The organism is Saccharothrix sp. BKS2, from assembly GCF_047689505.1.
Lineage (GTDB): Bacteria > Actinomycetota > Actinomycetes > Mycobacteriales > Pseudonocardiaceae > Actinosynnema > Actinosynnema lopnurensis.
The window spans coordinates 267,274-288,610 of sequence record NZ_JAUQOL010000001.1 but is presented as its reverse complement, the minus strand read 5'-3'; the positions used below and the strand labels follow the sequence as shown (position 1 = coordinate 288,610).

General features: G+C 73.7%; 14 protein-coding genes and 1 pseudogene. 10 read left to right on the top strand and 5 right to left on the bottom strand.

Annotated features, from left to right (window positions below):
• Positions 1-13: 13 nt before the first annotated feature.
• Positions 14-895, top strand: a complete 882-nt coding sequence (locus Q5530_RS00855; protein WP_380637208.1) for a carbohydrate ABC transporter permease — start codon at positions 14-16, stop codon at positions 893-895.
• The gene (locus tag Q5530_RS00850; protein ID WP_380637207.1) at positions 892-2,268 is read left to right on the top strand and encodes a GH1 family beta-glucosidase; all 1,377 of its coding nucleotides are present in this window, start codon (positions 892-894) and stop codon (positions 2,266-2,268) included. Before Q5530_RS00855 ends, Q5530_RS00850 begins: the two co-directional genes overlap by 4 nt.
• Before the next feature lie 97 nt (positions 2,269-2,365).
• On the opposite strand, the gene Q5530_RS00845 is transcribed toward Q5530_RS00850, so the two are convergent.
• Positions 2,366-2,959, bottom strand: a complete 594-nt coding sequence (locus Q5530_RS00845) for a TetR/AcrR family transcriptional regulator (RefSeq protein ID WP_415359997.1) — start codon at positions 2,957-2,959, stop codon at positions 2,366-2,368.
• 53 nt (positions 2,960-3,012) lie between these two features.
• Here Q5530_RS00845 and Q5530_RS00840 point away from each other — a divergent pair, with 53 nt between their 5' ends.
• On the top strand, positions 3,013-3,822 hold the full coding sequence (locus Q5530_RS00840) for a class I SAM-dependent methyltransferase (RefSeq protein ID WP_415359995.1): 810 nt from the start codon (positions 3,013-3,015) through the stop codon (positions 3,820-3,822).
• Between the two features lie 59 nt (positions 3,823-3,881).
• Here the strand turns inward: Q5530_RS00840 and Q5530_RS00835 are convergent.
• Positions 3,882-3,962 (bottom strand): annotated as a pseudogene (locus Q5530_RS00835) (hypothetical protein); the annotation flags it as partial.
• On the opposite strand from Q5530_RS00835, the gene Q5530_RS00830 reads away from it, so the two are divergent.
• Complete coding sequence (locus tag Q5530_RS00830) at positions 3,939-4,457, top strand: GNAT family N-acetyltransferase (RefSeq protein WP_415360442.1); 519 nt, start codon at positions 3,939-3,941, stop codon at positions 4,455-4,457. The pseudogene Q5530_RS00835 and the gene Q5530_RS00830 sit on opposite strands and share 24 nt — an antisense overlap.
• On the opposite strand, the gene Q5530_RS00825 is transcribed toward Q5530_RS00830, so the two are convergent.
• Positions 4,408-5,211 carry a DUF3152 domain-containing protein gene (locus tag Q5530_RS00825; protein ID WP_415359993.1) on the bottom strand — a complete coding sequence of 268 codons (804 nt, stop codon included), beginning with the start codon at positions 5,209-5,211 and terminating at the stop codon, positions 4,408-4,410. The two genes, Q5530_RS00830 and Q5530_RS00825, sit on opposite strands and share 50 nt — an antisense overlap.
• Entirely contained in the window at positions 5,208-6,764 is a 1,557-nt protein-coding gene (locus Q5530_RS00820) for a putative glycoside hydrolase (protein ID WP_415359991.1), read from the bottom strand. Before Q5530_RS00820 ends, Q5530_RS00825 begins: the two co-directional genes overlap by 4 nt.
• Positions 6,765-6,913: 149 nt before the next feature.
• Here Q5530_RS00820 and Q5530_RS00815 point away from each other — a divergent pair, with 149 nt between their 5' ends.
• Positions 6,914-7,960, top strand: a complete 1,047-nt coding sequence (locus tag Q5530_RS00815; protein ID WP_415359990.1) for a polysaccharide deacetylase family protein — start codon at positions 6,914-6,916, stop codon at positions 7,958-7,960.
• An 89-nt stretch (positions 7,961-8,049) separates the two neighbouring features.
• Here Q5530_RS00815 and Q5530_RS00810 read toward each other — a convergent pair whose 3' ends face one another.
• Positions 8,050-10,137: a hypothetical protein gene (locus Q5530_RS00810; protein WP_415359989.1), complete on the bottom strand. Its 2,088-nt coding sequence runs from the start codon at positions 10,135-10,137 to the stop codon at positions 8,050-8,052.
• 253 nt (positions 10,138-10,390) lie between these two features.
• Between Q5530_RS00810 and Q5530_RS00805 the strand changes: the two genes are divergently transcribed.
• The 5 genes from Q5530_RS00805 (at position 10,391) to Q5530_RS00785 (ending at position 21,335) form a co-directional block, all read left to right on the top strand.
• Complete coding sequence (locus Q5530_RS00805; RefSeq protein ID WP_415359987.1) at positions 10,391-13,885, top strand: ATP-binding protein; 3,495 nt, start codon at positions 10,391-10,393, stop codon at positions 13,883-13,885.
• 20 nt (positions 13,886-13,905) lie between these two features.
• Entirely contained in the window at positions 13,906-17,691 is a 3,786-nt protein-coding gene (locus Q5530_RS00800; protein ID WP_415359985.1) for a DNA topoisomerase (ATP-hydrolyzing), read from the top strand.
• Positions 17,692-17,807: 116 nt separating this feature from the next.
• Entirely contained in the window at positions 17,808-18,479 is a 672-nt protein-coding gene (locus Q5530_RS00795; RefSeq protein ID WP_415359984.1) for a hypothetical protein, read from the top strand.
• Positions 18,480-18,810: 331 nt separating this feature from the next.
• A complete protein-coding gene (locus tag Q5530_RS00790) occupies positions 18,811-20,286 on the top strand; it encodes an effector-associated domain 2-containing protein (RefSeq protein WP_415359983.1) in 1,476 nt (491 codons plus the stop codon).
• 86 nt (positions 20,287-20,372) lie between these two features.
• Positions 20,373-21,335, top strand: a complete 963-nt coding sequence (locus tag Q5530_RS00785) for an AAA family ATPase (RefSeq protein WP_415359982.1) — start codon at positions 20,373-20,375, stop codon at positions 21,333-21,335.
• Positions 21,336-21,337: the final 2 nt, after the last annotated feature.

Here is a 21,337-nt window from a genome sequence, read left to right as displayed (position 1 = left end):
AGGCCAGGAGATCATGACCAGCGTGCTCGAACGGCCCGCCCCGGCCGGGGCCCCGTCCGGGAAGCGGCGGCGGCGCGCGGTGCGGCTGCCCGGACCCTGGACCTACGCGGCCCTGATCGCGGTGCTCGCCGGCTCGGCGTTCCCGGTGTACTGGTCCCTGGTGGTGTCCTCGCAGACACCGGACAAGGTGGACAGCGTGCCGCCGGTGCTGGTGCCCGGCGGCCACCTGTTCGACAACATCGCGCGGGTGTTCGACCAGTCGGACTTCGCGCTGGCGCTGTGGAACTCGATCGTGGTGTCCGGGACGATCACCCTGTCCGTGGTGTTCTTCTCCACCCTCGCCGGGTTCGCCTTCGCCAAGCTCCGCTTCCGCGGCCGGTCCGCGCTCATGCTCCTGGTCGTCGCCACCCAGGCGGTGCCCACGGAGCTGGGCGTCATCCCGCTCTACATGATGATGAGCGACTTCGGCTGGGCGGGGGAGATCCACGCGGTCATCGTGCCCGGCCTGGTCACCGCGTTCGGCGTGTTCTTCATGCGCCAGTACTTCGAGCGGGCCGTGCCCGACGAGCTGCTGGAGGCGGGGCGGATGGACGGGTGCAGCTCGATCCGGCTGTACTGGCACGTCGTGCTGCCCGCGGCGCGCCCGGCCGCCGCCGTGCTCGGGCTGTTCACCTTCATGCAGGCGTGGAACGACTTCTTCTGGCCCCTGGTGGTGCTGACGCCGGAGAACCCGACCGTGCAGACCGCGCTGTCGACCCTGGCCAGCGGCTACACCACCGACTACACCCTCGTGCTCACCGCGGCGACCATCGGCACCCTGCCGGTGCTCGCGGTGTTCCTCCTGTTCGGCCGGCAGATCGTCGGCGGCATCATGCAAGGAGCGTTGAAGGGATGACCGACTTCCCCCTGGGTTTCCGCTGGGGCGTCGCCACGTCGTCGTACCAGATCGAGGGCGCGGTCGACGCCGACGGGAGGGGACCGTCCATCTGGGACGCGTTCGGCGCGGTGCCGGGCGCGGTCGCGGGCGGTGACACCGGCGCGGTGGCGTGCGACCACTACCACCGGATGCCCGAGGACGTGGCGCTGCTCGGCGAGCTGGGCGTGGACGCCTACCGCTTCTCCGTGGCCTGGTCGCGGGTGATGCCCACCGGTGAGGGCCGGGTCGAGCAGCGGGGCCTGGACTTCTACCGGCGGCTGTGCGAGGCGCTGCTGGAGCGGGAGATCGAGCCGTTCCTCACCCTCTACCACTGGGACCTGCCGCAGGCGCTGGAGGAGAAGGGCGGCTGGCGGGTGCGCGACACCGCGCTGCGGTTCGTCGACTACGCGCTGGTGGTGCAGGACGCGCTGGGCGACCTGGTGTCGAGGTGGACCACGTTCAACGAGCCGTACGTGTCCTCGATCGTCGGCTACGGCGAGGGCAGGCACGCGCCGGGCGCCCGCGAGGGCCACGGCTCGCTGGCCGCCGCGCACCACCTGCTGGTGGCGCACGGGCTGGCGGTGCGGGAGATGCGGTCCCGGCGGCCCGACCACGAGTTCGGCATCGTGCTGAACCAGTCGCCGTCGGTGCCGGTCAGCTCGTCGGCGGCGGACGTGGCGGCGGCGCGGCGGCACGACCTGCTGCTGCGGCGCCAGTTCACCGACCCGCTGTTCTCCACCCGCTACCCCGACGACTACCTGGAGACCTTCGCCGGGGTCACCGACGCCTCGTTCCGGCTCGACGGCGACCTGGGCGTGATCTCCCAGCCGCTGGACTACGTGGGCATCAACTACTACTACCGGCAGCACGTGGCCGACGCGCCGCACCGCGACCCGGACCCGGCCACCCGGACGTCGATCGACATCGGCATCGACACCACCCGGCTGCCCGACGTGCCGCGCAGCGCGATGGGCTGGCCGGTCGAGCCGTTCGGCCTGACCGACACCCTGGTGGGGCTCAAGGAGCGCTACCCGGACCTGCCGCCGGTCTACATCACCGAGAACGGCGGCGTGTTCCCGGACCGGCCCGGGTTCGTCGACCAGGAGCGCGTGGACTTCCTGCGCGACCACCTGGACGCGGCGCGCGCGGCGATCGACGCCGGGATCGACCTGCGCGGGTACTTCGTGTGGTCGTTCCTGGACAACTTCGAGTGGGCGCACGGGTACAAGCCCCGGTTCGGGCTGGTGCACGTGGACTACGAGACGCTGGTCCGCACGCCCCGGGCGAGCTTCCACTGGTACCGGGACCTGGTCGCCGAGCAGCACGCCCGTTCGGGCGGCGCGGCGGGGTGACCCGCGGGCTGCCGTCGTGCGGGAGGCGCGTCCCGCACGGCGGTGGCGTCCACCCCCTGTTCGAGTTCACCCCCGTCTGGGTTTGCCAGGCCCGCGCTCACCCCTCGCGCAGGACGCCGGCGACGACCGAGGCGACCACCCTGCGCACGGCCTCCCGCTCCGGCGGGGCGGCCCCGCGGTCGGCGAACAGCAGGTGACCGGTCCCGATGAGGGTGGGCGCGAGGAGCGCCACGTCGGCGTCGGCCGAGACGCGGCCGAGGTCGCGCTCCGCGGTGAGGTAGGCGTCGATCACGGCGACGGCCTCGGTGAGCACCGGGACGCCGGCCGGCCACGTCCGCCGCAGCCGGGCGCGCAGGTCGTCCCGGAAGCTCACCAGGGCGACGATCGCCACCGCGACCGACCCGAACAGCGCGCTCAGCGCGTCGGTCAGGTTGTCGACGACGGTCCCGGTCCCGGCGGACCCCACCAGGGCGGCGGCGCGGGCGTCCAGGCGGTCGACGCGGTCGAGCACGAACGCGGCCAGGAAGGCGTCGAAGTCCTCGAAGTGCCGGTGCAGCACGCCCTTGGCGCAGCCCGCCTCGGTGGTGACGGCCCGGCTGGTCAACGCGCTCGGCCCGGCCCGCAGCAGGATGCGCTCGGCGGCGTCGAACAGCTGCTCGCGCACGTCCCGGATGGCTACGCCGGTCGGCACTGCGCCCCCTTTCCCGGTTGACGAGTGGGCGCTTGCCCACTCATAGTGGGCGGATGCCCACTGAGCAGACGTTACCCGAATTGCACCAGCTCAAGGACGTGGCCGGATCGTTCGGCGTGGACCCCGGGCGCTACGACCGGGCCCGCCCCCGCTACCCCGACGCCGCGGTGGCCGCGATCGTCGCCACCGCACCCGGACCCGACGTGCTCGACGTGGGCATCGGCACCGGCATCGCGGCCCGGCAGTTCGAGGCGGCCGGCAGCCGGGTGCTCGGCGTCGACGTCGACCCGCGGATGGCCGGGTGGGCGCGGCGGCGCGGGCACGAGGTCGAGGTGGCCGCGTTCGAGGACTGGGACCCCGCCGGCCGGGTGTTCGACGCCGTGGTCTCCGGGCAGGCGTGGCACTGGGTCGACCCGGTCGCCGGGGCGGCGAAGGCGGCGCGGGTCCTGCGGCCGGGCGGCCGGCTGGCCGTGTTCTGGAACGTCGAGCACCCGTCGCCCGAGGCGACCGAGGCGTTCACCGCCGTCTACCGGCGGGTGCTGCCGGACTCGCCCGTCGTCCGCCGACCGGGGGCGGCCGGCCCGGACGGCTACGAGCTGATGTGCGACCGGGCGGCCGACGGGGTGCGGGCGGCGGGCGCGTTCGACGAGCCGGAGCGGTGGCGGTTCGAGGGGGAGCGGACCCGCACCCGCGCCGAGTGGCTGGACCTGCTGCCCACGACCGGCCTGCACACCCGGCTCCCGGCCGAGGTGCTGGCGCGGGTGCTGGAGGGCGTCGGGGCCGCCATCGACGCGGTGGGCGGCAGCGTCGCGGTGCGCTGCTCCACCGTCGTGGTCACGGCGGCGCGGACCGGTGCCGCGTGAGCGCCCCCGGAGCCGAGGAGATCCGTGCCGGGGAGATCCGCACCGGGGAGATCCGCACCGGGGAGATCCGCACCGGGGAGATCCGCACCGGGGAGATCCGCACCGGACGGCTCGACCTGCTGCCGCTGCGCGTGGAGCACGCCGAGGAGATGGCCGCCGTGCTGGCCGACCCGGCCCTGCACACCTACACCGGCGGGACCCCGGCCACCCCGGAAGCCCTGCGGTCGCGCTACCGGCGGTTGGCCGAGGGCTCGCCGGACTCCGCCGTCTCCTGGTTGAACTGGGTGGTCCGGCTCCGGGCGGAGGGCTGCCTGACGGGCACCGTCCAGGCCACGGTCACCGGTCCGCTCGCCGAGGTCGCCTGGGTGGTGGGGACGCCCTGGCAGGGGCGCGGCATCGCGACCGAGGCGGCCCGGGGCCTCGTCGACCTGCTCGGCCGGCGGGGCGTGCGGACCGTCGTCGCCCACGTCCACCCCGACCACCGCGCGTCGGCCGCCGTCGCCGCCGCGGCCGGGCTCGCGCCCACCGACGAGCGGCACGACGGCGAGGTCCGGTGGCGGCGGGAGCTCGGGGACGCCGGGCGGCTCAGCGGGCCGGCCACGGGTTCGGCGCGCACGTCCGACCGTCCGGGGTGATCGCCACGCCCTGGTCGGTGCCGGAGGTGATCGCGGCCAGCTCGTCGTTGGCCGTGCTGAACGTCTGCTGCATCATCACCGGCGCGGGCGCGCCGTCGACCGGGCACGTCTCGTGCCCGTGCCCGAGGAAGTGCCCGACCTCGTGGTTCACCGCGTAGGTCCGGTAGCCGCGCAGGTTCCCGGTGAACGCGTGCGCGCCGCGCAGCCACCGCGCCGCGCTCAGGTACACGCTCGACCCGATCCGGCACGAGGTGTCGTAGGGCAGCTCGAAGCCGCACAGCGCCCGCGCGGTGTCCTGCGAGGTCAACCGGATGCGCAGCTGCGGCGAACCGGAGGCGTCGACCCGGCGGAACGCGTGCCCGGCCGAGCGCCAGCCGCGCGGGTGGGCCAGCGCGTGGTCGACCACGGCGGCGAACGGCGCGTCGCCCCGCGGCGGCACGACCCCGTCCTCCACCTCCACCGAGTACGGCGTCCCGGTGGTGCCGAAGGACCCCGGCACCACCCGCCAGGTGCCCGCGCCGCGCTGGGGCACGGGCGGGCCGGCGGGCAGGTCGGCGTCGGTGCGGAACCGCTCGGGCTCCGCGACGGGCGCCGCCGACCGGGCACCCGCCACCGCCCTCGACGGCGGCGGCGGGACCTGCGCCGCCGGTTCACCGGCGGTCGGCCGCTCACCCTGGTGGAGTTCGAGCGCCAGCAGCGCGGTCGCGGCCAGGCACACCCCGGTCAGGTAGGGCACGAACGGCTGGACCCTCACGCCGGCTCCAACCCGGCCGAGCCGTAGGTGCAGGCCGCGTTCCACAGCAGGAACGACGGCACGCCCACGTCCCGCGAGGCCACGACCTGGGCCTGGATCTCACCCGGCCCGTAGCGGTGGCCGAGGGAGAACGCCTGGAGCCACGGCACGATGGTGGCCCCGGTGCCCTCGGTCAGCCGCACGAAGTGCTCGACCGACGCCTTCACGATGTCGTACGGCTTGCCGTCGGGGTCGTCCACGCCGTACTCGCCGGGACCCCAGTGCGACGGGTAGACCATCGGCGCGACGTAGTCCACCTGCGCCGAGATGGCCGGGATGTCCTGGGCGATGTCGGTGCCGCTGTTCGCGGCGATGCCGAACACCGACGCGCCCAGGTAGGTCCCCAGCGGCCGCAGCACCGCCCGGTTGTCCCGCAGGAAGTCCACTATGGACTGCTCGGGGGTGCCGGTCAGGCCGGGGAACGACATCTGCCCGATCGGGCCGTCCGGGCGGCGCACGTAGTCGTACAGCACGTCGTCGAAGCCCAGCTCGGCGGCCTCCTTCGCGATGGCGGTGTTGTAGTCGCGGACCTCCTTGTTGGCGAAGTTGGTGAACGCGTACTCGCCGTAGTGCGCCGACCAGGGCGCGCCGGAGGTGTTCTGGGCGAGCCGGTCGCGCGCGCCCGCCTGCCACGACGCCTTGCCCAGGACCGGGTCGCGGAACGCCACCAGGCGGCCGACCACCCGCACGTCCGCCGCGTGCAGCTCGTCGAGCACCGCGCGGGCGTCGTAGTAGTCGCGGGTCGCGCCGATCTCGCGGGCCAGCGGCACCTGCGACCGGTAGCCGATCTCGCCGCTCTCGTCCTTGATGTCGAGCTGGACGGTGTCGATGCGGCCCTCGCGGGCCATCGCCAGCACCGGGTCGCGCAGCGACGGGGTCGCCCACGCGGCGGCGCTCATGTGCACCGCGCGCATCCCGGGGTGGGTGACCCTCACCGGCACCTCCTGCTGCCGGCTGTTGCCGGCGGCGTCGTCGGCCGTGACGCGCACCTGAGCGGGCACGCTCGCCAGCGACACCTCGAACCTGCCGTCGGCGACCCGGACCCGCTGGTCCCCGACCGTCACCGTCTCCGCGCCCTCGGCGGTGCCGCGCACCGTGACCGGGCCGCGCAGCGACTCGGCCCCGGCCGACTCGACGGCGAGCGCGGGCGGGGTGGCGTCGACGGAGAACCGGCGCTCCGCCGAGACGTCCGGCAGCCACGGCAGCGGGTTGGCCGCGCGCACCGACAGCGTGTGCTCGCCCTCCGCCAGGTCGACCCCGGCCAGCGTCATCCGCCCGTCCTCGCGTCGCGCCTCCACGGGGCGCCCGTCCACCTGCACGCTGACACGGTGCAGCTCGCCGGGGTCCGCGGTGGTGATGGACACGCGCTCGACACCCGAAGGGGTGACCACGGCGCCGTCGTCCAGGTCGGTGACCGCCAGACCGACGCCCCGGGAGTGCACGATCGTCGTCACCACCCCGGCGACCAGCAGCAGGACCACGACACCGACGGCCGGTATCAGGAAGCGCTTCATCTTTCGGGGTGAATCCGGCATCGGCAGCTCCGCTCTCGGCACGGCACGGACCACCAGCGACTAGCCGACCCCACCCACCCCCAAACCAGACCTCATACGAACGTGTGCACAAGTCCATCCGGCAGCCCGGCACGGGTCACGATCGACGGGTGAACAGCGCACCCCGGTCGTCCAGGACCACCGCCACCGTGCTCGCGATCGTCGCCGCCACCTGCTGGTCGTGCGGCGGGGAACCCGAGCCGGCGCTCCAGCCCGTCGCCGCGCCGGCGTCCTCCGCGCGCCCGGCCGCCGCCCCCTCGTCCGCCGCCCCCGACCCGGCCGCGGTGGGCGCCGACGAGCTCGGCCAGGTGCCGATCCTGATGTACCACCGGATCGTCGAGCGGACCGAGTCGGTCTACGACCGCACCCCCGCGGCGTTCCGGGCCGAGCTGGACCGGCTGGCCACCGAGGGCTACGTGCCGGTGACGACCACCGAGTACGCCACCGGCCGGATCGACATCCCCGCCGGCAGGCACCCGGTCGTGCTGACCTTCGACGACGGCGACCCCACCCAGTTCGCGCTCGGCCCCGACGGAGGGCCCGCGCCGGGCACCGCGGTCGCGATCCTGCTCGACGTCGCCGCCCGCCACCCCGGCTTCCGCCCGGTGGCGAGCCTGTACGTCAACGCCGCCCCGTTCGGCTCGGCCGACGGCGCGGGCGTGCTGCCGTGGCTGCGCGACCACGGGTTCGAGATCGGCAACCACACCCTGGACCACACCAACCTGGCCTCGGTGGGCGACGCGCAGGTGCGGGAGGCGATCGCGCTGGGCCAGCGCGAGATCCAGCGCGCCCTGCCCGACTCCCGGGTGACGAGCCTGGCGCTGCCGTTCGGCGCGGTGCCCGCGAACGGGGAGCTCGCCCGCCGCGGCACGGCGGCCGGCGCGTCGTACGACCACGCGTGCGTCCTGCTGGTCGGCGCGAACCCGGCGCCGTCACCCCACTCGACCGACTTCGACCCGCTCAACACGCCCCGCATCCGGTCCCAGGACGCCGCGGGCCACGAGGCGGAGTACGGCTCGACGGCGTGGCTGGACAAGCTGGCCGCCGCCCCGGCGAGCCGCTACACCTCGGACGGCGACCCGGAGCGGATCTCCTACCCGGCGGCGCGGGGGGCGGTCCTGGCGCCGGGGTTCGCCGACCGGGCCAACGCCTACTGAGCGGCGTCGGGCTGCTCGGCTTGCGCGGCGATCAGATCGGGTGGCTCGGGGTCGGGCAGCTCGGGGTCGGGCAGCCCGGCCCGCCCCCGCTAGCCCGCCGTCGCCCGAGCGTGGTTGCGCAGCGCCATCGCGGCCCGCTCCAGGGTCCCCAGCACCCCCGGCGGCAGCTCGTGGTGGCGCCCCACCACCTCCTGCGCCATCACCTGCATCGCCGCCGACTCCTCCGCCTCGACCACCGCCAGCACCTTGAACGCCGTCCCCGGCGGGAACACCACCCGCTCCTGCACCAGGCTGCCGAACGAGTCCACCACCGACACCCGCCGCCCGGTCATCGACCACAGCAGGAACTCCACCCGCCCGTCGACCGGCACCGCGGGCCCCGCCACCGTGCTCAGCAGGCCGTGCTCCACCAGCACGTCCCCGGTCCGGTACCGGTGCGCCTCGCCCCAGCACACCGTGACCCCCTGGTGCACCGGCAACCGCCGCAGGCCCGACACCACCGACGCCGCGTACGGCCACAACCGGCCCAGCTTCCCGGTCCGCAACGCCTCGACCAGGATCTCCTCGTCCTGCTGGAGGCACGCCGACACCGCGGCCAGGTCCGTCACCACCGCCTCGAACGCCTCCGGGTCCTCCGGCCGCGACACGATGTGCCGGCACGCCACCGCCGCGTGCTCCCCGTACCGCTCACCCAGCATCCGGCGCAGCGCGTCCCGCTCCGGCTCGGTGCTGCGGTGGTCCGCGGGCACCACCTCGTCGCCCAGCTGCTCACCCCACACCGGCGCGGGCGGCGGCTGGAGCGGCCCGTCCACGCTGATCGGCACCGGCGCCTCCACCGCGTCCGGCTCGGGAACCTCCGCCACCGGGTCCACCGCGGGCTCCTCCGCCACCGGCGGCCGCACCGGCGGCGTCGGGTCGCAGAACACCACCTTCAGCAGCCTGCGCACCTCCGGCTCCAGCCGCTCCACCAGCGACGCGCCCGCCACCGCCACCGCGCCCGCGGTCGTGCGGCCCGGCGTGCCCACCGTCAGCCGCGCCCACTCCGGGTCCACCGGCAGCGCCCGCACCTCGGCGCTGATGTCCTCCGCGTCCCGCACCCACAACCCGGACGGGACCACCTCCAGGTACACCCCGCCACCCAGGTCGAAGATCCCCGGACCGCGCTCGACCAGCCCCGCCACCGGCACCCGGTAGCCCGACACCACCGGCGGCCCGCCCGGCGAGTGCCGCACCTCCGTCACGTACGGCCGCCACGTCTGCTGACCCCGCGGGTTCACCGCCACCACGGCCGCCCCGGTGCGCAGCGACCCCACCGGCAGGCCCGTGTACAGCGAGATCGGCTCGCCCAGCTGGTCGGCCACCGCCTGCGCCTGGTGCTCGGCGCCGTACCAGACCAGCCGCACCCGCGACCGCGCCGCCGACGACAGCCCGCCCAGCAGCCGGCCCACCTCCTCCACCGGGATCGGCGGCTGACCGGGCCCGCCGACCACCACGGTCAGCACGTTGTCCCGGCACGGCAGCCCCAGCACCGCCCGGACCTCCGGCGCCTGCGGGTCGAACGGCGCCCGCTGCGCCCGCAGCCACAGCCCCGCCGGGATCGGCTCGGACACCCCGACCTCGCCCGTCGGCCACGGCGCGTTCGGGTCCACCGCCTCCCACTGCGGCACCGGGAACCGCCGGCCCATCGGCACCGGCGACGACCCCGGCACGAACCGCAGCCAGCACCCGTACCCGCCGTTGCCCACCACGAACGCCGCACCCGGCACCGTGGTCACCGCGCCGTCCGGCGCCACCACCTCGGCCTGCACCTGCTCCGACAGCCACTGCGCGGGCGCCGTCGGCCGCATCGACCCCGAGTACGACGTCATCAGCCGCACCGGACCCCGGCCCTGCAACGCCGCCGCCACCACCGGCCAGAACGCCACCTCGTCACCGTGCGGCGGGTCCACCACGACCACCGTCCGCCCCCGGTCCACCGGCAGGGACCGGGCCAGCGCCACCGCCTGCTGGCCGGGACCGCCGGGCGGCCCCACCACCAGCGTCGCCCCGGCGAACGAGGCCGAGAACCGCTCGGGCGCCGGCGGCGGGGGAGGGGGTTGGGGCAGGGGCTCGGGCTCGACCACGGGCACGGGCTCCACGGGCGGAGCGGCCTCCTTCGGCGCGGCACGTCGGAACATCAGGACGCCCTCCAGGCAGGTACTGCGCGGGACCGCCCGCACTCTACGCGGACCCGGCCACCCCGGGAGCAGCGCGCCTTCCGCCCGTGCTCACAGGCCGTCCACAGTGGATCAACGCAGGTCCGGGGCGTGCCGACGCGCGCCACGTCACCCCCGGCCCCGCCGAGGTTCACGCGGAATTGTCGGACCCACTGACTACCCTCCTCTACCGTGAACCGCTCGACATACGCCACGACCTGGGGAGAACGACCCGGTGACCGCTGAGATCCTGTACGGTGCCGACGACCTGACCCACCTCGAAGGTCTGGAAGCGGTTCGCAAGCGCCCCGGCATGTACATCGGGTCAACCGACAGCAGGGGCGTCAACCACCTCTTCACCGAGATCGTCGACAACGCCACCGACGAGGGCGTGGCCGGCCACGCCGCCAAGGTCGTCGTCACCCTCCACGCCGACGGCAGCGTCCAGGTCGACGACGACGGCCGCGGCATCCCCACCGGCGTCCACGCCAAGTCCGGCCTCTCCGGCGTCGAACTCGTCCTGACCAGGCTCCACGCCGGCGGCAAGTTCGGCGGCTCCGGCTACAAGACCTCCGGCGGCCTGCACGGCGTCGGCGCCTCCGCCGTCAACGCCCTCGCCCACCGCTTCGACGTCGTCGTGCGCCGCGAGGGCAAGACCCACGAGATGTCCTTCGCCCACGGCGTGCCCGGCGTCTTCGACGGCCCCGGACCCGACGCCGCCTTCACCCGCCAGACCGGCCTGCGCGTCACCGGCCGCACCAGGAAGACCGGCACCTCCATCCGGTACTGGCACGACGCCCGCTACTTCGAGAACGGCGCCGCCCTCGACGTCGAGGCCGTCCGCGCCAAGCTCCGCAACACCGCCTTCCTCGTGCCCGGCGTCACCTACGTGCTGCGCGACGCCACCGGTGACACCACCGGCGAGGAGACCTTCCACTTCCCCGGCGGCGTCACCGACATGGTCGACTTCCTCGCACCCGCCAACGACAAGTCCGTCTCCGGCACCCTCCTGATCACCGGCGACGGCGTCTACCACGAGAACGCCGCCGACGAGAACGGCGTCATGCGGTCCAAGGTCGAGCGCCAGGCCGAGGTCGAGATCGCGCTGCGCTGGGGCACCGGCTACGAACGCACCGTCGAGTGCTTCACCAACACCATCCGCAACGTGCACGGCGGCACCCACCGGCGCGGCTTCGAGCGGGCCGTGCTCAAGGCCGTGCAGGACGCCATCGGGCGCACCAGGGGCCTGCTCAAGCCCAAGGAGGACCCACCCACCCTCGACGACGTGCTGGAGGGCATGACCGCCGTCGTCCACGTGCGCATCCCCGAACCCCAGTTCACCTCCCAGACCAAGGACGAGCTGTCCACCGCGGGCATCACCAAGGTCACCCAGGGCATCGTCGAGAAGCACATCAGGGCGTGGACCGAGGACCGGCGCACCAAGGGCGAGGCCAAGATCGTCCTGCAGAAGGTCGTCGACGCCGCCCGCGTCCGGCTGACCCAGAAGCAGCAGAAGGACGCGGCCCGCCGCAAGACGGCGCTGGAGGGCGCCGCGATGCCGCCCAAGCTGGTCGACTGCCGCACCACGGGGGTGGCGCGCAGCGAGCTGTTCCTCGTCGAGGGCGACAGCGCGTTGGGCTGCTTCACCGGCGACACGACGGTCGCGCTGGCCTCCGGCCGGGCGATGAGCTTCGCCGACCTCGCCGCGGACTGGCAGCGGGGTGTCACGCACTTCGGCTACGCCACCAACAGGGCCGGCCGCGTGGTCGTCGCCCCGCTGGTCGAACCCCGGCTGACCAAGCGCGCCGCGCCGCTCGTCCGGGTCACCCTCGACACCGGTGAATCCGTCCGCTGCACCCCGGACCACCTGTTCCGGCTGCGCGACGGCTCCTACCGCCGCGCCGACCGGTTGCAGGCCGGCGACTCGCTGATGCCGCTGTACCGGTCGGTCTCGTCCAAGGCGGCGGGCGACAAGCTCGACGGCTACGAGCGGATCTGGATGAACGACCGCGCCGAGTGGGTCTACACCCACTACCTGGCGGACGCCCACAACCTCCGCAACGGCCTGGACAGCGCCGAGAACGGCACCGTGCGTCACCACGTGGACGTCGACAAGCGCAACAACGACCCGCGCAACCTGCGGCGCATGACCTGGGAAGACCACGCGGCCCTGCACGCCTCGATGATGGGCGGGCACGTCCACGCCGGTTACCGGGCGTGGCTGGCCGCAGGCGGCCTGGAGTTCAAGTCCGCGATGCTCTCCGCCCAGTGGCGCGACCCGGCGTTCCGGGAGTCCTGCCTGGCCAGGTTGGCGGCGCTCAACGCCGACCCGGCCTTCCGGCGCCGCATCGAGCAGGGCTTCCAGGACTGGTACCGCTCGCTCACCGACGACGAGCGCGCCGAGTACGCCGAGCGGATGCGCGAGCGGCAGGCCGCCTACTGGAGCGACCCCGAGCACCGTGCCCGGACCGCGGAACGGGTCCGCGACTTCTTCGCCGACCCCACCCGTCGGCGGCAGTGGAGCGACCGCTCCCTCGCCCAGTGGCAGGACGCCGACCTGCGCGCCTGGCGCTCCCGGACCACGACCGAGCAGTACGCCGACCCCGCCGCCCGCGAGCGGCAGCGCGCTGCCGTAGCCGCCTGGCACCAGGAGAACCCCGAGTTCGGCCGGGAGCACTCCGCGCGCATGAAGGAGCGGATGCTCGACCCCGCGAGCGGCCACCTCGCCGCAGCCCAGGCGGGTCGGCGGCGTTACGTGGAGACCGTCTCCAAGGCCGAACGCGTGGCTCGGCAGCAGGAGGGCAGGCGGTTCGCCGCCCTCAGGCGACTGCGCCCCCTCCTCCGGCTCGACGACGCCGCACTCGGCGCCGCCTACGAGGAGGAGCGCCTGGCCACCGCGCGCACGGGCCTGCGCTTCGACCGCCTCCTCGACGGCTTCGACGGCGACCTGTCCCGTCTCCGCGATGCCGCGAGCCGGGTCAACCACACCGTCGCCTCCGTCGAACCGCTGACCGAGACGGCCGACGTGTACGACCTCACCGTGGACGGCTACCACAACTTCGCCCTCGAAGCCGGCGTCTTCGTCCACAACAGCGCGCGCATGGCCCGCGTCTCCGAGTACCAGGCGCTGCTCCCGCTGCGCGGCAAGATCCTCAACGTGCAGAAGGCCAGCCTCGCCGACACCCTGCGCAACGCCGAGATCGCCTCGATCGTCCAGGTCCTCGGCGCCGGCACCGGCCGCACGTTCGACCTCGGCACCATGCGCTACGGCCGCGTCATCCTCATGGCCGACGCCGACGTCGACGGCTCCCACATCCGCACCCTGCTCATCACCCTGTTCGCCAAGTACATGCGCCCGGTCATCGAGGACGGCCGCCTCTACGCCGCCATGCCGCCGCTGCACAAGGTGATGACCAGGGGCCGCAACCCCGAGACCCACTTCACCTTCACCCAGCGCCAGATGGAGCAGCGGGTCGCCCGGCTGGAGAAGGCGGGCAAGACCGTGGTCAAGCCGGTGCCCCGGTTCAAGGGCCTGGGCGAGATGGACGCCGACGAGCTGTGGGACACCACGATGAACCCGGCCACCCGCTCGGTGCGCCGCATCACCATGCACGACGCCGAGGCCGCGGAGGCCGCGCTGGAGTTGCTGATGGGTGAGAAGGTCGAGCCGCGCCGGGCGTGGCTCGTCGAGTCGGCCGCCCGGGTCGACCAGTCCGCGATCGACGTCTGAACACGAGGGAACGCCCAGCCATGGCACGCCGCAAGACCCCCGTCACCCGGGTCGACCCGTCCGCCTTCGACCGCGCCGGCGCCCAGGTCTTCGACAACTCGCTCACCACCGAGATCGAGGACTCCTACCTGGAGTACGCGTACTCGGTCATCCACTCCCGCGCCCTGCCCGACGCGCGGGACGGCCTGAAGCCGGTGCACCGGCGGATCCTGTTCTCGATGAACGAGCAGGGGCACCGGCCGACGAGCCCGTACGTGAAGTCGTCGCGCGTGGTGGGCGACTGCTTCGTGCGCGGCGCCCTCGTCTCGACCCCGGCCGGACTGCGCCCGATCGAGGAGATCGAGGTGGGCGACCTGGTCCTGGACGGCGGTGGTGAGCCGGTCGCCGTCAACGCCGTGTACGAGAACCCGGTGTCGGAACTGGTCAGGGTCACCTGGTCCGACGGCCACACCATGCTCGTCACGCCCGGTCAGCGCTTCCGCACGGTGGATGACGACCTGGGGGTCGGGTGGACGGACGCCCGCGACCTGGCGGGCAAGCGGACCGTCGGATTCGGCACCGCCCGCCACGCGCACCTCCTCGACGCGGACCGGGACGCCTACCCCTACGTGCTCGGCCTCCTGGTCGCCGAGGGCTTCGCCGTGGACCGGAACCGGGAGAGCGACGGCCGGGTCCGGCTCCACATGTGCGACGTGGAGCCCCTCGACGTGGCCCACGGCTGGGCCATCGCCAACGGCGTGACGGTGTCGCGCGGCAAGCGTGAGGCGAAGGACCCGAAGCACCGGGACCAGCACATCCTCACGTTCGCCCGGCACGACGACCTCCTGGAGGTCGCCACCCCGCACAGCGACGTCAAGGAGGTGCCCGCGAGCGTGCTGGGGGACAGGTCGGCCTGGGCCCCCTTCCTGGCGGGTCTGTTCGACGGCGACGGCCACGTCCGCAGGAGGAACCGCGAGATCGTCTTCACCAGCACGAGCCGGCGGCTGGTCGAACAGGCGCACGCGATGCTCGCCGACTGCGGCATCCACGGCCACCACTGGTCCCAGCAGCGGAACGGGTCGAAGCGGCTGATGGGTCTGTCGGTGTCCGGGCGCGACGCGGCGACGCTGTCGCTGGCGCTGCTGCCGTGGTCGAAGATCGGTTACAAGCAGGACGGCCTGCGGCAGGTCATCGGGCTCGGGTACCGGTACGGCGGCGAGCAGGGGACCGACCGCCTGCCGTACCGGCCGGTGACCGAGGAGTTCTCCGCCGCGCACGTCGGCGGTGGTCGGTTCCGCGACACCGAGGGGATGGCGTTCCGCGCCTCCTTGTCCGGGTCGTCCAACACCCCCGTGCGTTACGGCAAGGACCGCAACGGCAAGACGCTGGACGAACGCCTGTTCCCGCTCGGCCGCGCTTTCCGGGACGGGTGGGTCGACAAACTGCGGCGGATCGGATCGCCGCTGGCCGATCGGCTGGAGGCGCTGCACGGCTTGGCGTTCCTGACCGTCGAGTCGGTGGAGCCGGTCGCACCGGACACGACCTACGACATCCAGGTCGACACCGAGGAGCACGCGTTCGTCGTGAGCGGGCTCGTGGTGCACAACTGCATGGGCAAGTACCACCCCCACGGTGACACGGCCATCTACGACGCGATGGTCCGTTTGGCCCAGGACTTCTCGCTGAACACGCCGCTGGTCGACGGGCACGGAAATTTCGGGAGTCCGGACGACGGCCCGGCCGCGTCGCGCTACACCGAGGCCCGCATGTCGCCCGCCGCGATGTTGCTGGTCGGGGAGCTGGCCGAGGAGACGGTCGACTTCCGGCCCAACTACGACGGCTCGCTGGAGGAGCCGTCGGTGCTGCCGGCCGCCTTCCCGAACCTGCTGGTCAACGGCACGTCGGGGATCGCGGTCGGGATGGCGACGAACATGATCCCGCACAACCTGGGCGAGGTCGTGGCGGCCGCGCGGCACCTGGTGACGCACCCGGACGCCACGCTGGACGAGCTGATGGGGTTCGTGCCGGGCCCCGACCTGCCGACGGGTGGGGTGCTGCTCGGGCTGGACGAGGTGCGCAAGGCGTACGAGACCGGGCGCGGGGTGGTGCGGATGCGCGCCAGGGTGGAGACCGGGCCGCTGGAGGGCAGCCGGGGGCGGCAGGCGATCACGATCACCGAGCTGCCGTACGGGGTGGGCCCGGAGAAGATCATCGAGAAGATCACCGACGAGGTGACGAAGTCGAAGCGGCTCACCGGGATCGCCGACGTCAAGGACCTGACCGACCGGGAGAACGGCATCCGGGTGGTCATCGAGTGCAAGGTCGGGGTGAACCCGCAGGCGCTGCTGGCCGACCTGTACCGGCTCACGCCGATGGAGCAGTCGTTCGGCATCAACAACCTGGTGCTGGTGGACGGTCAACCGCGGACGCTGGGGCTGAAGGCGCTGCTGGAGGTGTTCCTCCGGCACCGGTACGAGGTGGTGACGCGGCGGACCCGGTACCGGCGGCGGCGGCGCGAGGAGCGGTTGCACCTGGTCGAGGGCCTGTTGAAGGCGCTGCTGGACATCGACAAGGTGATCCGGTTGATCCGGGGCAGCGAGGACGCGGCGGCGGCCAAGGAGGGCCTGGTCAAGCGGTTCACGCTGTCGGAGGTGCAGGCGACCTACATCCTGGACACGCCGCTGCGCCGGTTGACCCGCTACGACTCGCTGGAGCTGGAGGCGGAGCAGGAGAAGCTGCGCGGCGAGATCGCGGAGCTGAGCAAGATCCTGGACGACGAGCGGGTGCTGCGCCGGCTGGTGTCCGCCGAGCTGGGCCGGGTGGTCAAGGACCTGGGTCGGGAGCGGCGGACGGTGCTGCTGGGCGGCGACCTGAAGGAGGTGCTGGCGGCGTCGAGGCCGGCCGGGCCGCTGGAGGTCGCGGACGACCCGTGCCAGGTGGTGCTGTCGGCGACGGGCCTGGTGGCGCGCACGGCGGCGGAGTCGGAGGAGGCGAGCGAGGCGCGGCGGCGCAGCGGCCGGGTCCGGCACGACGCGGTGGCGGCGGTGGTGCACACGACCGCGCGCGGGCAGGTGCTGCTGGTGACGAACCGGGGCCGGGCGTTCAAGACGGACGTGCTGCCGCTGCCGGTGCTGCCGGAGCAGAGCGGCACGGTGTCGCTGAGCGGCGGCATGGCGGCCGGTGAGCTGGTCGACCTGGTGGCCGGGGAGCGGGTCGTCGGGATCGCGCCGGTGATCCCCGGGGAGTCGCCGGGGCTGGCGCTGGGCACGCGGTCGGGCACGGTGAAGGTGTGCTCGCCGGAGTGGCCGGTGCGGTCGGACGAGTTCGAGGTGATCACCCTCAAGGAGGGTGACGAGGTGGTCGGCGCGACCTGGTTGGGCGGTGCCGAGGAGTCGTTGGTGTTCGTGTCCTCGGACGCCTCGCTGCTGCGCTACCCGGCGTCGCTGGTGCGCCCGCAGGGCCTGCGGGGTGGCGGCATGGCGGGCATCAACCTGGCCTCGGGCGCGCGGGTGGTGTTCTTCGGCGCGGTGCGGACGGACGACGACGAGCACGGTGAGCCGATGGTCGTGACGTCGACGGGGCGGAGCGTGAAGGTGACGCCGTTCTCGGTCTACCCGGCGAAGGGCCGGGCGACCGGCGGGGTGCGGGCGCAGCGGTTCCTGAAGGACGAGGACGGGCTGGCGCTGGCGTGGGTCGGGCCGAGGCCGGCGGGTGCGGCGGAGAACGGGTCGCCGGTGGAGCTGCCCGCCGTCGACGAGCGCCGGGACGGCTCGGGGCACGCCCACCCCGGTCCGGACGTGGTGGGTCACCTGGTCGAACGGGGCTGACCGGGGCCGGCCGGAGCCGGCCGGGGCCACCGGGCCGACCAGGGCCGACCGATCGGCCGGGGCTGGTGGGAACCGACCGGGGTTGGCGAGGCCCGTTCCGGGGCACTGTTAGAGGTGTGATCGCGGAGAGCGGAGTGGTGGTCCCGGCGCGTTTCAGCGGCGCGCCGGACACCGCGCACGGTGGCTACACGTGCGGGGTGCTGGCCTCGTCGGTGGGTCCGGTGGACGGCACACCGGTGGTGTCGCTGCTGCTGCCGGTGCCGCTGGAGCAGCCGCTGCACCTGGAGATCAGCCCGGACCAGGCGGTGCTGGTGTTCGGGGAGCAGGTGGTGGCCACGATGGTGGCCAGCCCCGACCCCGTGCCGGTGCTGCCGCCGGTGGGGGTGCTGGAGGCCGAGCGGGCGGCGGAGTCCTTCGCGGGCTTCGACGCGCACCCGTCGCCGACGTGCTTCGCGTGCGGGCACGACCGCCTCGACGGGTTGCTGCTGGCGCCGGGGCTGGTGGGGGAGAACGAGGTGGCCTGCACGTGGACGCCGGTGGAGACCTCGCCGGAGGTGCTGTGGGCGGCGCTGGACTGCCCGGCGAGCTGGGCGACCGACGAGCCGATGACGCTGACCAGGATGGCCGCCGACCTGGTGTCGCCGCCGGTGCCGGGTGAGCGGCACGTGGTGGTCGCGCGGCAGGTGCAGCGGGTCGGACCGGTGGCGGCCACGGTGACCTCGATCTACGGGCCGGGTGACGTGCTGGTGGCCACCGCCACGGCGCAGTGGACCGTGCCGGAGCTCTGACGACCGTGCCGCGGCTCTGACGCCCGTTCCGGGACGGGTGCCTTTCCGGCGCGGCCGGACCCCGGACGACAACGGCTCGCGTTCCGGATCGGTCCGCAATTGTGCGACTACGCATTCGTCATCGGCACGCGCGTCATTGCGATCCGGACACCGGCGAGCCGGTGACTTGCCGGGATCGCGCGATCCGGGGAACATCTCAAGCCACTCGCTCGAACGTGAGCCGGTGGAACGACTTCCGCTGTCGGTGCGCGACCTCGGGTCGGGTGAGGGGGACGGGGTCTTGGTGCTTCCCGCTCGCGGTGGTGGTGTTCAGGCCAGGATCAAGCGGGAAATGGTGGAAGCCCTCGTGCGCTGTCCCGTCCTGCACGGCGAATCCGGTCGCGAAATGCTCGTCGAGGTCCTGACGGACTCGTTCGGCGACGTGCTCGTGCTGCGGGGGACCGCGCCGCGGCTCCAGTTCGTCGACCTCGTGGGGCGGTGCGGCAAGCTGCCGGACGGGCTGCGCGTGCTGATCGACGGGGTGTCCGTGCTCGACCCGCTGACGCCGCAGCTGGCGGAGATGGTCCTGCTGTGCGACGAGTGGGACGCCTACGCCGCGCTGCCCTCGGACGACTGGGAGGACCTGCGCGGCGTGCTGGGCGCGCTGCGGCTGGCCGACGGTGAGCGCGAGGAGCTGCGCTGGCTGCGCGAGCTGGCCCACAAGGCGCTCAGGGGCCGGGGCGGGCCCCTGCCGTCGCGCTGCCGGTCCGCGTGGACGGCGTTCCTGCACCTGGCCGGGGCGAACGCGGTGGCCGGGTCGCCGCCGCCCGCCGTGCTGTTCCTCGCCTGCCTGGCCGAGAGCGTCGACGACCCCGCCGTGGCGGAGAAGTGCCACGGCTGGTGGCGGGACTGGGCCGCGAGGTTCCAGCTGCCCGGCCACGTCGACCAGGCCGAGTGGTACCCGGCGCCGGCGGCCGCCCACCGGTCCGCGAACGCCTACCTGGTGATCCAGCTGGACCCGGACCCGCTCGACGAGGAGGTGCTGATGCTGTCGTACTGGTGGCAGTGGGACGTCAACGGCTGGCGCCCCCGCCGCCAGGGCGACGTCGAGGTGCGGCTGACCGAGGTCGAGGTGGAGGTGGACCGGCTGGTCGGCGAGCTGGAGACGGAGCTGGGCGTGCTCGCCGACGACGTCCACGCCCAGGACATCCACCTGGAGTTCGTGCTGCCGTGGGAGCTGCTGAACACGCCGGTGGAGTTCTGGCGCAAGTCGTCCATGTCGGTCGACCGGGTGCCGCTGGCGATCGACCACCCGGTCGTCCTGCGCAGCCTGGACCGGATGCGCGCCGCCCGCCACCGGTTCGCGTGGCGACGGCGCTGGAGCGCGATCGCGACGAGCTCGGCGGACGTCCGCTCGTACCGCAGCGCGCCCGGCGGGGACGACGAGCACTTCACCAGGTTGGCGACCGAGTTGAGCGCGGACGAGCGCATCGTGTCGATGGTGCTGAGCGAACCGCCGGGCGACCGGAACAGCGTCGCGTGGCGCGAGGTGTCGATGGCGTTCCGGGCTGGAATACCGGCGATATTGTGGGACCGCCGGGACTGTTCCAGCGACTTCTTCCGGGACGCCGTGGAATCGGTGTTGGGAGAGGGCGGGATCGGGCAGTTGCCGCTGCGCGTGCGGGAACTGCGCCGCGCGGCCCTGCGCGGCGGGGGGAACCACGAGGCGCACCACCCGGGGCACAGCTTTGCCCTACTGTGGGACGACGCCGATCGGGTTCCGGAACCACCGGGGTCGTGGTGGCGCGCGGAGGGGCGGTCGAATTGACGGAACGGGACGACGCCGGCCCGGCCCACTTATCCGCCGGTCCGGAACCGGACGCGCCGGACTGGTGGGTGTACCGCGGGTCCGGGGTGCCGGTCGATGTGGACCTGCTGGCCGCCGAGTGGCCGGAGCCGCCGCCGTGGCGTCGTTTCTCCGGTGAGCCGGACCTGCCGGTGCCCGCGGTCGACCCGCGCGAGTCCGAACGGCGGCTGGGCCTCGTCCCGCTCGACCTGACCCGCGACTTCGACCTGCTCAGCGGCGTGAACGCGGCCATCACGCTGGCCCGTCCGCTGCTCATCACCGGCCCGCCGGGGTCGGGCAAGTCCAGCCTCGCCTACTCCATCGCCCACGAGCTGGCGCTCGGCCGGGTGCTGAGGTGGCAGGTGACCAGCCGCACCAGGCTGGAGTCCGGGCTCTTCGGCTACGACGCGTTCGGCCGGGCGCAGGCGATGGCCATGCACGAGAACAGCGACATCGGCAACTTCGTGCACCTGGGACCGCTGGGCACGGCGATGCTGCCGTACCGGTTGCCGAGGGTCCTGCTGATCGACGAGATGGACAAGGGCGACTTCGACCTGCCCAACGACCTGCTCGGCATCTTCGAGGAGGGCGAGTTCCCCATCCCGGAGCTGGTGCGGGTCCGCGACCGCACGCCCGAGGTGGTCGTGCACACCCACGACCCGGACGGCCGGGCGCGGGTGGTCGACGGGCGGGTGCAGTGCCACGCCTTCCCCCTGACCGTGATCACCAGCAACGGCGAGCGCGACTTCCCGCCCGCCTTCCTCCGGCGCTGCATCGAGCTCACCCTGCCCCAGCCGACGCCGGACAGGCTGGCCGCGATGGTGGCCGCCCACTTCCCCGAGCACGAGGCCGGGCTCACCGAGGAGCTGATCGCGATGTTCGAGGAGCGCCGCCGCACCGGCGTCATGGCGGCCGACCAGCTCCTCAACGCGGTCCACCTGGTGCGGTCGAGCCCGCTGACGGTCGCGGGTCGCCGGTCGCTCGACGAGGTCGTGAACACCGTCTGGCACCAGCTCTCCGCCAGGGAGTGACC